At 71.9% G+C, this 12,446-nt stretch carries 11 protein-coding genes; 4 read left to right on the forward strand and 7 right to left on the reverse strand.

The genetic code is table 11. The features are described from left to right. Positions 1–10: 10 nt before the first annotated feature. Positions 11–373, forward strand: a complete 363-nt coding sequence (locus tag AC0IW9_RS15375; protein ID WP_471649150.1) for a hypothetical protein — start codon at positions 11–13, stop codon at positions 371–373. On the opposite strand, the gene AC0IW9_RS15380 is transcribed toward AC0IW9_RS15375, so the two are convergent. From AC0IW9_RS15380 to AC0IW9_RS15410, 7 genes are read right to left on the reverse strand one after another with little or no spacing between them, the layout of a single operon-like run. Continuing rightward, positions 360–2,387, reverse strand: a complete 2,028-nt coding sequence (locus tag AC0IW9_RS15380) for a hydantoinase/oxoprolinase family protein (RefSeq protein ID WP_471649151.1) — start codon at positions 2,385–2,387, stop codon at positions 360–362. The genes AC0IW9_RS15375 and AC0IW9_RS15380 overlap by 14 nt on opposite strands. Next, a complete protein-coding gene (locus AC0IW9_RS15385) occupies positions 2,374–4,119 on the reverse strand; it encodes a hydantoinase B/oxoprolinase family protein (RefSeq protein WP_471649152.1) in 1,746 nt (581 codons plus the stop codon). Before AC0IW9_RS15385 ends, AC0IW9_RS15380 begins: the two co-directional genes overlap by 14 nt. After that, complete coding sequence (locus AC0IW9_RS15390; protein WP_471649153.1) at positions 4,119–5,084, reverse strand: oligopeptide/dipeptide ABC transporter ATP-binding protein; 966 nt, start codon at positions 5,082–5,084, stop codon at positions 4,119–4,121. The genes AC0IW9_RS15385 and AC0IW9_RS15390 overlap by 1 nt, the downstream gene beginning before the upstream one ends. Then, positions 5,077–6,036 (reverse strand): ABC transporter ATP-binding protein, encoded by a 960-nt coding sequence (locus AC0IW9_RS15395; protein ID WP_471649154.1) that lies wholly within the window; start codon positions 6,034–6,036, stop codon positions 5,077–5,079. Before AC0IW9_RS15395 ends, AC0IW9_RS15390 begins: the two co-directional genes overlap by 8 nt. Continuing rightward, positions 6,033–6,875: an ABC transporter permease gene (locus AC0IW9_RS15400; protein WP_471649155.1), complete on the reverse strand. Its 843-nt coding sequence runs from the start codon at positions 6,873–6,875 to the stop codon at positions 6,033–6,035. The genes AC0IW9_RS15395 and AC0IW9_RS15400 overlap by 4 nt, the downstream gene beginning before the upstream one ends. After that, the gene (locus tag AC0IW9_RS15405) at positions 6,872–7,885 is read right to left on the reverse strand and encodes an ABC transporter permease (protein ID WP_471649156.1); all 1,014 of its coding nucleotides are present in this window, start codon (positions 7,883–7,885) and stop codon (positions 6,872–6,874) included. The genes AC0IW9_RS15400 and AC0IW9_RS15405 overlap by 4 nt, the downstream gene beginning before the upstream one ends. After that, positions 7,886–9,463 carry an ABC transporter substrate-binding protein gene (locus AC0IW9_RS15410; protein WP_471649157.1) on the reverse strand — a complete coding sequence of 526 codons (1,578 nt, stop codon included), beginning with the start codon at positions 9,461–9,463 and terminating at the stop codon, positions 7,886–7,888. 193 nt (positions 9,464–9,656) lie between these two features. Here AC0IW9_RS15410 and AC0IW9_RS15415 point away from each other — a divergent pair, with 193 nt between their 5' ends. From AC0IW9_RS15415 to AC0IW9_RS15425, 3 genes are all read left to right on the forward strand, one after another. Beyond that, entirely contained in the window at positions 9,657–10,649 is a 993-nt protein-coding gene (locus tag AC0IW9_RS15415; protein ID WP_471649158.1) for an isopenicillin N synthase family dioxygenase, read from the forward strand. A 66-nt stretch (positions 10,650–10,715) separates the two neighbouring features. Further along, positions 10,716–11,696 carry a Bug family tripartite tricarboxylate transporter substrate binding protein gene (locus AC0IW9_RS15420; protein ID WP_471649159.1) on the forward strand — a complete coding sequence of 327 codons (981 nt, stop codon included), beginning with the start codon at positions 10,716–10,718 and terminating at the stop codon, positions 11,694–11,696. Between the two features lie 130 nt (positions 11,697–11,826). Continuing rightward, positions 11,827–12,348: a hypothetical protein gene (locus AC0IW9_RS15425; protein WP_471649160.1), complete on the forward strand. Its 522-nt coding sequence runs from the start codon at positions 11,827–11,829 to the stop codon at positions 12,346–12,348. The last annotated feature ends 98 nt before the right edge of the window (positions 12,349–12,446 follow it).

Below are 12,446 nucleotides of genomic sequence, written 5' to 3' on the forward strand. Positions count from 1 at the left end.
GGAGTGGGACATGGCCTGGACGGTGGATGCACGGATACCGCTGCTGGTGGTGGCGGATGCGGCCGGGCTGGCGGCGGCGTTGGCCGGGGGGGAGACCGCGGTGCTGGCGGAGGCCCCTGCCCTGTCGGTACCGGGCGCCATGGCTCTGGAAAGCTTCGATGCCGACATGCCGCACGCCGTCGCCTGCACCTGCTGCAATGGGCGGAGCCCGGCTGCGGCGGCGCTGGACCGGCTGTTCCAGGCCCGGGTGCGCGGGCGCTGCGGCTGGTTCACCCGGGTGGTGGCACTGGCCGGCAGCGAGGCGGCGCGGATGCAGCTGGCCGAGGCGCTGGCGGGCGATGCCTTGACCGCGGCGCGGTTCAGGCCAGCGTAGCGGCCTCCAGCAGAATGGCGCCGGTAGAATGGACGGTGCCGCGCCAGCCCGGCGGGACCAGGGTGGTCGCGTCCAATTGCACCAGGATGGCCGGGCCCTCGAATTGGGCGCCGGGGCCGAGGCGGGCGCGGTCCAGGATCGGCGCCCGCAGCGGGCCACCCGGCAGGCGGATGCTCTGGTGGCCGGTGATGGCCTCGGCCGCGGCGCCGCCGCCGGGCCGCGGCATGGCGGGGGCCGGCAGGCGGCCGGAGGCCTCGAGGCGGAGAGTCACGATCTCGATCGGCACGCCGGGCAGGTCGAAGCCATAGAGGGCGCGGTGCGCGGCGGCGAAGGCCTCGGCGGTGGCGGGCCAGGGGATGGGCAGCTCGAAGCCCTGTTCCTCGTAGCGCAGCAAGGCGACGCGGCGGCTGGCGCGGTCGGCGGGGGCGACGGCTTCCTGGGCGAACCAGGCTTCGGCCTCGGCGGCGAGGGCGGCGAAGGCGGCCTCCAGCGCGGCCGGGTCGGCGCCGGCCAGCTTGCGGGCGACGGTGCGGCTGAACTCGGCCTTGAGGTCGGCGGCGAGCAGACCTTGGGCGCAAAGCACGCCGGGCGTCGGCGGCACCAGCACCCGGGTCATGCCGAGCAGGGTGGCCAGCGCAGTGCCATGCAGCGGGCCGGCGCCACCGAAGGGGACGAGGGCGAAGGCGCGCGGGTCGTGGCCGCGCTCGACCGAGACGATGCGGATGGCGCCGACCATGGTGTTGTCGGCGATGGCCAGGATGCCGCGGGCGGCGTCCTCCAGCGAGAGGCCGAGCGGCGTTGCGACCCGGGCGCGGATGGCGGCCTCGGCCAGGGCTGGGTCCAGCGCCATGCGGCCACCGAGCAGGGCGGGCGGCAGGTGGCCGAGGACGAGATGGGCGTCGGTGACGGTCGGTTCCTCGCCGCCGCGGCCGTAGCAGGCGGGGCCGGGGTCGGCGCCGGCGCTCTGCGGGCCGACGGTCAGGGCGCCGCCAGTAACACGCGCGATGGAGCCGCCACCGGCGCCGATGGTGACCATGTCGACCATCGGCAGCGGCAGCGGCCAGGGGCCGACCTTGCCGGATTGGGTCAGGCCCGGCTTGCCGCCGGCGATGAGGGCGATGTCAGCGCTGGTGCCGCCGATGTCGACGGTGATGATGTCGGGCACGCCGGCGGCCACGGCCAGCGCCGCAGCGCCGACCACCCCGGCGGCGGGGCCGGAGAGCGCGGTCTGCACCGGGGCGCGGCGGATGGCGGGGGCGCCGGCGACGCCGCCATTCGATTTCATCAGCAGCAGCGGCGCCGCGATGCCGCCGGCGGCGAGGCGGGCCTCGAGCTTCTCCACATAGGTGGAGACGGCGGGCATGACGGCGGCGTTCAGCACGGTCGCCATGCTGCGTTCGTATTCGCGGACCACGGGCAGCACGTCGGCCGAGGCGGTGACGGCGATGCCGGGGGCGGCGGCCTGGACCAGCGCCAGGGTGCGGCGCTCGTGGGACGGGTTGGCGAAGCTGTGCAGGAAGCAGATGGCGATGGCACGTGCACCCGCGGCGACGGCGGCCTGGGCGGCGGCGGTGACGGCGGCCTCATCGAGCGGGGTGAGCTCGCTGCCATCGGCGGCGATGCGGCCGGGTATTTCATAGACCTGGGCGGGTGGGACCGGGCGGCGGGGCTTCTGCCAGGACCAGAGGTTGTCGCGGCGCGGCAGGTCGGCGCGACCGATCTCCAGCACATGGCGGAAGCCCTTCGTGGTCAGCAGGGCGGTGGGGGCGGTCTTGCCCTCGAGGATCAGGTTGGTGGCGACGGTGGTGCCGTGCAGGACGCGGCCGATCTCCGCCGCATCGCGGCCGGCGCCGGCAAGCGCCAAGCCGACGCCGGTGAGGAAGGCTTCCGAGGGGTCGCGCGGGGTGGAGGGGGTCTTGGCGGTCCAGGCCTCGCCGGTCGCGGCATCCTGCAGGGTGATGTCGGTGAAGGTGCCGCCGATGTCGACGGCGACGAGGAGGTCAGGCGACTTCATCGACGTAGCCCCGGCGGTGAAAGAGTTTCGTGGGGGCACGGTCGGCGCGGCGGCGGGCGGTGGCGGCGGGGTCGTCCAGGATCACGCCATAGTCGCGGGCGGCGGCCTCCGCGGTGATGAAGCCGCCGAGGATATCGGCGCGGACCAGGTCCTCCGGCCGGTCGAAGGGATGGCCCCAGCCGCCGCCGCCGCCGGTCTCCAGCCGCAGCACGTCGCCGCGCTTCAGCACCGTGCCGTCGGAGAGCGGCGGCAGCACCCGTTCGTCGGCGCGGCCGGGGTTGACCACGGCGCGGCCGCTGCCGCCGCACATCCCGCCGGCGACGCCCCAGGGTGGGTTCACCACGCTGTCGATGCGGATGGCGACCTGGGCGGTCTCCGCCATCACCTCGTATTCACGCACCACGCCGCAGCCGCCGCGATGCTGGCCGGCGCCGCCGCTGTCGCGGTGGATGCCATAGGCGAGCAGCCGCACGGGATAGGCGAGTTCCATGAACTCGACCGGGTAGTTTTCCTGGGCGACGAAGTAGACGGCATCGACGCCGTCGGCGAAGGGCCGGGCGCCATAACCGACGGCGACGCCATCGGTCATCAGGAAACGCTTGCCGTCATGCTCGCCGCGCAGCGCCATGATGACATAGGCGGAATGGGCGGCCGGCGCCTCGCCGTGGCGGGCGACGGCGACGAGGCCGTGCAGGGCGGCCAGCAGCCGCATCATGGTGATGCCGCGCAGGCCGAGCGGTGCCGGCGAGTGGGGCCAGAGGAGGGAGCCTTCCCGCAAGCGCACCTCGTCGATGGCGCGGGGACCGCCGGCGTTGAGCACCTGCCCGGCCTCGCCCTGGAGGAAGTAGAGGCCGAGCGCCATGCCGGGCACGTCCGGGTGCATCAGCAGGTTCACCGGACCGATGGCCTGGTCGTCGGTCTCGGTGGCGTCGAGGATGAAGCGGTCGTCCGGCGTGCGGGTGAGCGCGAGGCGGAGGGTGAAGGGGCCGTTGCCGTGGCCGTCGGTATCGATGGTATCGGCGAAGCGGGTGGTGCCGATCGGAAAGGCGGCGCGCAGCTTGGCGCGGATCAGCGTCTCGGTGCGGGAGAGGAGCTGGGCGAAGGCATCGGCCAGGACCTCGGCGCCGAAGCGGGCGGCGATCTCCTCGACCCGCTTCTCGCCGAGGCGGACGGCGGCCATCAGCGCGCTGGTATCGCCCTGGGACTGCACGGGGAAGCGGCTGTTGCGCCAGAAGGCGCGAAGGAGGTCCTCGTTGGTCTCGCCGCCGCGGACCAGGCGGACGGGGGGGATGATGATGCCTTCCTGGAAGTGGTCGGTGGCATCGGGGCTGAGCGAGCCGGGGCGGAGGCCGCCGATATCGGAGAAATGCGCCCAGCCCATGACGAAGCCGACGCGGGTGGTGCCGAGGAAGATGGGAGCGAGGAAGACCTGGTCGTTGGAATGGGAGACGGCGCCGCGGCTGCCGTAGCAGTCGTTGTACCAGTAGAGGTCGCCGGGCTGCATCGTCTCCAGCGGATAGCGGGCGGTGACCGGGCCGACGATGTCGCCGAAGATCGGCAGGTCGGAGCCGACCGCCATGGCGCCGGAGGCATCGAAGAGGGCGGTGTAGAAATCCTTCTTCTCGCGGATGAAGGCGGACATGGCGGTGCGTTCCAGCAGCGCCTCCATCTCTGCCTGGGCGGCGCGGGCGGCGCCTCGGATGATCTCGAGCGAGACGGGATCGCAGAGCATCAGGCGGCCTTATCCCAATGGTGGCAGGCGACGGTATGGCCGGGCGCGATCTCCGTCACCGGCGGATCCTGCGCCGCGCAGCGGGCATCGGCCAGGGCGCAGCGCGGGTGGAAGCGGCAGCCGCTGGGAATGGCGCGAAGGCTGGGCGGGTCGCCCGGCAGCGAGGGCCCGGCGGCGGCGCCATCGAGCCGCGGCGCGGCGGCGAGCAGGGCGCGGGTATAGGGATGGCGCGGGGCCTCGAAGAGCTCGGCCGCGCTGCCCTGCTCGACGATGCGGCCGAGGTACATCACCGCCACCCGGTCGCAGACCCGGCGCACGACGGAGAGATCGTGGCTGATGAAGAGGTAGGTCAGGCCGAAGCGCCCGCGCAGGTCCCGCAGCAGCCGCAGCACCGCCGCCTGGACCGAGAGGTCGAGGCCGGCGGTGGGCTCATCCAGGATCACCAGCTTCGGCCGCAGCAGCAGGATGCGGGCGAGGCCGATGCGGCGCTGCTGGCCGCCGGAGAGCTCATGCGGGTAGCGGTCGCCGAAGGCGGCATCGAGGCCGACCGCGGTCAGCGTCTCGGCGATGCGGGCGCGCTGCTCGGCGCGGTCGGTGATGCCGTGGATCGAGAGGCCCTCGGCCAGGGTCGCGCCGACCCTCCACCAGGGGTCGAGCGCGGCGCCGGGGTCCTGGTGGACGTACTGCACCGATGCGCGGGCCTGGCGGGCGAGCGACGGGGCCTGGCCGGAGACGCCGTGGCCTTCCAGGCGGATCTCGCCGGCGGATTCGCGCTGCAGGCCGAGCAGGGTGCGGGCCAGCGTGGTCTTGCCGCAGCCGCTTTCGCCGACGATGCCGAAGATCTCGCCGGCCTGGACCGAGAGGTCGACGCCATCCACCGCGCGCACCCCGGCGCGGCGGCGGAACAGGCCCTGGCGGGCGCCGAGCTCGACGGTGAGGCGGGAGGCGCCGATGAGCTCAGGCATCGGCGAAGGCCTCGGCATGGTAGGGGCAGGCGACGCTGCGGCCGGCGCCGCCAGGGGACATGAGCGGCAGCATGGGTGGCGGGGCCTCGGCGCAGGCGGGGCGCGCCAGGGGGCAGCGGGGGTGGAAGCGGCAGCCGGGCGGCTGGGTGGTGGCGGCGGGCACGGTGCCGGGGATGCCGCCGAGGTCGGTGGCGCGGTCCGGGTGGCAGGCGAGCAGCATGCGGGCATAGGGGTGCTGCGGGTCGTCGAGCACGGCGCGGGTCGGGCCGTGTTCCACCACCTGGCCGGCGTAAAGCACGGCGACCCGGTCGCAGACGGCGGCCAGCACGCCGAAGTCGTGGGTGACGAAGAGGAGGGAGAGGCCCCGCTCCACGGTGAGCTGGCGGAGCAGGCCGAGGATCTCCCGCTGCGTGGTGACGTCGAGCGCGGTGGTGGGCTCGTCCGCCACGACCAGGGCGGGGTCGCAGGCCAGCGCCGCGGCGATCAGCAGGCGCTGGCGTTGGCCGCCGCTGAACTGGTGCGGGTATTTGCGCAGCGCGGCTTCCGGGTCGGGCAGCTGCACGGCGCGCAGCAACTCGATCAGCTTGGCCTTGTGGTCGACGTGCGTGCCGCGGGCGTGGCGGCGCATGACCTCGAAGATCTGGTCGCCGGCGCGGAAGACGGGGTTGAGCGAGAGATAGGGGTCCTGCGGGACATAGCCGATGCGGCCGCGCACGGTGGCGGCGCGGTCGGTCAGGATATCCTCGCCGTCGAAGAGGATGGCGCCCTTGGGGATGCTGGCGCCGCCGGGGAGGATGCCGAGCACGGCGCGCAGCAGCGTCGACTTGCCGCAGCCGCTTTCGCCAACGATGCCGAGCGTGCCGGCCCGGGGCACCTGCAGGCTCACGTCCTGCAGGATGCGGGCGGGGCCGATGTGGACCGAGAGGTTCTCGATGGAGAGGACGGGGGTCAATGTCTGCTACGCCGCAGGCGCGGATCGGCCGCATCGCGGAGGCCGTCGCCGAGCAGGTTGAAGCCGAGCACCAGGAACAGGATGGCGAGGCCGGGGAAGGTCGGGAACCACCAGGCTTCGGGCAGGTGCTGGCGGGCTTCGGAGACGGCCAAGCCCCAGTCCGGCGAAGGCGGCGCGGCGCCGACGCCGAGAAAGCCGAGCAGCGCGGCGGTGAGGATGGTGAAGCCCATGCCGATGGTGGCGCGCACCAGGATGGCCGGCGCGGCATTCGGCAGCACATGCGCCAGCAGGATGCGCGGCGTGCTGGCGCCGATGCCGGCCAGGGCATCGACGAAAAGGGACGTGCGGAGGCGGCGGGTCTCGGCATGCACGGTGCGGGCGAAGAAGGGCCAGTAGGTCAGCGAGAGCGCCACCATGGCGGTGAAGAGTCCGGGCGCCATGAGCTGGCCGAGGGCCAGCGCCAGGATGAGCTGCGGCACGGCGAGGAAGACATCGGTGACACGCATCAGCGCCTCCGACCCCCAGCCGTCGCGCCAGCCGGCCCAGAGGCCGACCGGGACGCCGATCAGCATCGAGACGCCGACCACCGAGACCGCCACGGTGATGGCGCTGCGGGTGCCGAGGATGACGCGGGAAAGGATGTCGCGGCCGAGGTTGTCGGTGCCGAAGGGGAATTCGGCGGAGGGTGGCTGCAGGCGTTGCAGCAGGTGGCTGTCGAAGGCGTCGTCCGGATAGGGCGCCAGCCAGGGGGCGAAGAGGGCGACCAGGGCGGCGAAAAGGACCAGCAGCAGGCCCAGTGTCGCCACCGGGTCGCGCAGGATGCGGCGCAGCGCGCTCACCGGATGTCCTCCGCCACGCGCGGGTCGATCAGCGCCTGCAGCACGTCGACCAGCACGTTGATGACGGCATAGACCACGCCGACGACGAGGGTGACGGCGAGCAGCGCCTTGTAGTCGGCGGAAAGGATGGCCTGTACCGCATAGGTGCCGAGGCCGGGCCAGTCGAAGATTGCCTCCACCGCCACGGCGCCGGAGATCAGCGCACCGAACAGCAACCCGATCTGCGTCACCGTGACGGTGATGGCGTTGCGCAGGACATAGATGGCGGCGAGGCGGAAGCGGCCGTAGCCGGCGGCGCGGGCATAGAGGACGTAGTCCTTCTGCAGGGCCTCCAGCACGCCGGAGCGGGTGAAGCGGGCGATGCTGGCAAGACCGGGCAGGCAGAGGGTGATGGCCGGCAGGATCAGGTGCCAGAGGCTGTCGAGGAAGAGCGCCCCCTGCCCCGCCCATAGGCTGTCGATCAGGTAGAAGCCGGTATGGAATGGCGGCGCGCCATAGGCGAGGTCGGAGCGGCCGCGCAGCGGCAGCACGTCCCATTCCATCGCGAACAGCAGCTGGAACATGATGGCCAGCCAGAAGGAGGCGACCGCCAGGCCGCCGACGCTGACCACGCGGATGAGGTGGTCGATCGGCCCGTTGTGGTTCAGCGCCGCCAGCAGGCCGAGCGGGATGCCGATGCCGATCGAGAGGAACATCGCGGCGAAGGTCAGCTCCAGCGTCGCGGGCAGGCGGAAGACGATCTCCTCCATCACCGGGCGGCCGGAGAAGATGGAGCTGCCGAGGTCGCCGGTCAGCACCTGCCGCACATGCACGAAGGCCTGTTCGAGGATGGGGCGGTCGAGGCCGTAGCGGGCGCGGATTTCGGCCAGTTGCGCCGGCGTCGCCGCGTCGCCGGCGAGCGTCGCGGCCGGATCGCCGGGGATGACCCGGGTGAGGACGAAGGTGAGGATGATGAGGCCGAAGAGCGCCGGGAGCGCGAGCAGCACCCGGCGCAGGATGTAGCGGGCCACCTAATTCTCGAGCCAGATGGTCCGCAGCTCCCCACCCGATCCGACCGGGGAGAAGTTGTAGCCCTGTACCCGGCGCGACATGCCGCGCAGGTTGACCGTGTTGTAGACCCAGATGTCGGGGCTTTCCCGCACCACGATGCGGGTGGCTTCCTGATACAGCCGGGTGCGCTCCGCCTGGTCCAGGCTGCCGCGGGCCTTGGTCAGCAGGGCGTCGACCTCCGGATTGGCGTACCAGCTGCTGGCCTTCCAGGTGCCGTGGAAGCGGCTGTCGTACATCTGGCCGATCCAGTTCTCCGGGTCGATGAAGTAGCTGCTGACCCAGTGGATCCAGGTATCCGGCGTCGTTTCCGGCCGGCCGGTGGAAGCGGTGATGTTGACCCAGGTATTCGGCACGATCTTCAAGGTGACGCCGACCTTGCGCAGGTCGGCCTGGAACATCTGCGCCGCCTGCACGGTCTGCTCGAGCTCGGACTGGATATGGATCTCGATCTCGCGGCCCAGCGGCGCGCCGGCGGCACGGGCGCGGTCGCAATGCTCCTTGGCCTTGGCGAGATCATAGGTATAGGGGGCGAGGTCGGGCGGGTTGCCCCAGAGGTTGTTCGGGTTGGGCCCGGCGTTGCGGGCGACGAGGCCCTTCAGGATGACGTTGTTGAAGCCCTCGTAGTTGAAGGCATGGGCGAAGCAGAGCCGCGCGTCGATGTTGTCGAAAGGCGGCTTGCGATTGTTCATGCGGATGGTGAAGACCCGCATGGTCTCGTCCCGCTGCACCCGGGTGCGGGCATTGCGCTCGACGCGCTCCACCTGGTCGGTCGGCAGGTAGCTGTCGCCGGCGTCGATCTCGCCGCGCAGCAGGGCGAGCACGCGGGTGCTGGTCTCCATGATCGGCCGGGTGCGGGATTGCTCCAGCGGGCGGCGGTTGTGCGACCAGCCGAGGAAGTGGTCGGGGAAGCGGTTGAGGTCGAGCGCGGTGCGGGCGCGGTAGGTGGTGGAATCGACCATGTAGGCGCCGGAGCCGGCGTCGTTGGCCGCCAGCCAGGCGGCGCCCCAGTCGCCGGCCGCGACATTCGCCTCGACCAGCTTCTGGTTGACGATGGCGACCAGCGGCAGCGCCGAAAGGAAGGGCGCATAGGCGGTGGTCAGCACGAAGCGCACGGTGCGGGCGTCCGGCGCGGTCACGCCCTCCGGCTTCAGCACCGGGGCGAAGGCGGCGGCGGGGGCGCGGTTCATCGCCAGCAGGCGGTGGAAGCTGTAGACGACGTCGGCCGCGGTCATGGCGCTGCCGTCGTGGAATTTGATGCCTTCCTTCAGGGTGAATTCCCAGGTCAGGCCATCCGGCGAGGTGGTGTGCCTCTCGGCCAGCCAGGGGACCAGCTCGGTGCCCTGGTAGCGATAGAGCCCGTCATAGGCATTCAGCAGGATGAACTGGCTGGGCACGTCGAAGACCGCATGGGGGTCGAGCGTGCCGACCAGGGAATCGCCCCAGACCATGGGGCGCTGCTGCTGCGCGGCGGCAGGGGCCGGGGCAAGGCCGGGGGCCGCGAGCAGCGCGGCGGCAAGCAGGGCGGCGCCAAGGCGCATGATCGGGTCTCCCGAAGCTCTCTTGGCCGGGAGTGAAGCCGCCGGGCGGCCGGCCCGCAAGGGGGCGCGTCGCTGCTTTCCGCGCCAGTGGCGCCGGCGTTGCCCCGGCGAGGGGCACGGCAGCGGCACTTGCCCGCTTCCCGCGCAGCGATGCCCGTCCTAGGCTTCCCGCCTGCTGCAGGGAACCCCGCCGATGGCCGATGAAATCCCGATCCTCGATCTCGCGCCCTATTTCGCCGGCGCACCGGGTGCGCTCGATACGCTGGGCGCGCAATTGCGCCGTGCCTTCACCGAGGTCGGCTTCTACTTCATCCGCGGCCATGGCGTGCCGCAGGCGGTGATCGACAGCGGTTTCGAGGCTGCGGCGCGCTTCCATGCGCAGCCGCTGGAGGCCAAGCTGGCCATGCCCTTCAACCGCGACAACATCGGCTACCTGCCGATGCGCGGGAATACCTCCCGCATGAATGCGGTGGAGGGCATCAAGAAGCCGAATGCCAACGAGGCTGTGTTCTTCAAGCGCGAACTGCCGCCGGACCATCCGGACCGCAGCTCCGGCCGGCGCTTCCGCGGGCCGAACCAGTGGCCGGAAAACCTGCCCGGCTTCCGCGAGGCGGCGCTGGCCTATGCCGGGGCGATGGAGGATCTCGGACGCCGCTTGGTCCCCATCTACGCCGTGGCGCTGGGGCTGCCGGCGGATTGGTTCGAGGACAAGTTCCGCGAGCCGATGTTCACCCTGCGGATGACGCATTATCCGCAGCAGGACGCGACCTCGCCCGAGGATGAATGGGGCCTGGCGCCGCATGCCGATACCAGCTTCATGACCATCCTGGCGCAGAACAAGGTGCCCGGCCTGTCGCTGCGGCTGCCGGGCGGGCGCTGGATCGATGCGCCGGCGCTGGAGGGCTGCTTCCTGGTCAATGGCGGGATGATGCTGCGGCGCTGGACCAACCACACCTTCCTGGCGACGCCGCACCGCGTGACGAACCGCAGCGGCCTGGAACGCTACGCCATCCCCTTCTTCATGGACTGCGACTACGACGCGGTGATGGCGCCGGTGCCGACCACCGTGACGGCGGAGAACCCCGCCCGCTACCGGCCCTTCACCTATCCGCAGTTCATGGAGGAATACTCCGGCGCCAATTACGGCGAGCGGGCCGCGGCCGGGGTGGCGCTGCCGGGGGCCTGATTCCGCTTCGCCCCAGGGCGCGCGGCATGCTTTGCTCCCGGGCAACGACCCCGGGAGGAAACAAGAATGCATCGCCGCAGCCTGTTGCTGGCGCCTGCCCTGTTGCCAAGCCTGGCGCAAGGCCAGGGCTTCGCCGAGCGGCCCATCACGCTGGTCACCGGCTATTCGCCCGGCGGGTCCACCGACATCGCGGCGCGGCTGCTGGCGGATAGGCTGGCGGCGCATCTCGGCACCGGCACGCGGATCGTGGTGGAGAACCGGCCCGGGGCCGCGGGCGCCGTCGCCAGCGAATGGCTCCGCCGCCAGCCGGCGGATGGCTTCACCCTGATGGTCGCCGAGACCGGGTCCCATGCCATCGCGCCGAATGCGCTGATCGGCTGGAACCGCTATGACCCGGTGGCGGATTTCACCCATCTCGGGATCATCGGCATCCCGCCGCTGATCCTGATCGTGAACAACCAATTCCCCGCCCGCAGCGGGGCGGAGGTGGTGGAGGCGCTGCGCCGCGCGCCGCCCGACAGCATCACCTATGCGACCTCGGGCGTCGGCGGCGTGCTGCATCTGGCGGCCGAGATGCTGGCGGTGCAGCTCGGCACCCGCTTCGTGCACGTGCCCTATCGCAGCGGCGCCCAGATGCTGCAGGCGATCCATACCGGGGAGGCGCAATTCGGCATCGCCGCCCTGGCCTCGGCCAATGCGATGGTGAAGGAGGGGCTGGTGCGCGGCATCGCCGTCACCGGCCCGCGCCGCTTCCCGACCTATCCCGAGCTGCCGACCATGGCGGAAAGCGGCGTGCCGGATTTCGACTTCGATACCTGGTTCATCCTGATCGGGCCGCCCGCCATGCCGCCGGCGGTGGCAGGCGCCCTCAACCGCGCCCTGGTGGCGGCGCTGGCGGAGGACCCGCTGCGCGACCGGCTGATGGCGGCGGGGCACGATGCCTTCCGGGCGCCCAATGGGCTGCCGGAAGCGGCCCGCTTCATCCAGGCGGAGGTGGCGAAATACCGCGAGGTGGTGGCCCGCACCGGGGTCCGCCTGTCGCCGTAAGCAGCCTCGCGGTCGCAGTCTGCGCCGCAGGATGCAAGCCGGGGCTGGCACGGGCCTTGCGGTGATGCCCGCAGCAAAAGGCTTCGCCGCACCCTCCCCCCCGAGGCGCGGCGACCACCAGGAGAGTGTGATGCTGCAGGATTTCGCCCTGGCGGGAGCGCCGCCGCTCCCCTGTCCCTCGCCGTGCCCCGCGCCGGCTACCTGGCTGGACGCGACGCGGCTGGACGTGACCTTGCTCGATATCGCCGGGCTCGATATCGCCGGGCCGGGCCCGGGTACGGACCGGACGCCGGCCACGGCAAGGCCGGGCTGGCTGCAGGGCCAGGCGGCGGCGCGGGCGGCCGATCCGCCCATGGCGATGCTCTCGGCCAGCCTGCGCGGGCCGCTGACGCCGATCATCGGCTTCGCCCAGTTGATGCAGCAGGACCTGCCGGCGCGGCACCGGTCGCATGGCTATGCCGCGGAAATCGAGCGCGCGGCGACCGGGCTCCTGGCCATGCTGGATGCGCTGCTGGCCGAGGCCAATGGCCGCGCCCTGCCGCCGGAGACCGAACCGGAAGCCGCGGCCACGGCCGGGGATGCCCTGCGGGCTCTCAGAGCCGTGTTGGACCGCTCCCGCGATCGTTGTGGCATGAAGACGGCCGCAACTTGAACTCTTGGATTTACGCAATGATAAACAACCAGGGATTGAGCCAAGTTGCTTGATCGGCATGCCGCCGCTGCGGCGGTCACCGAACAAGGCCCCCTGGG

The organism is Belnapia sp. AC561, from assembly GCF_979252845.1.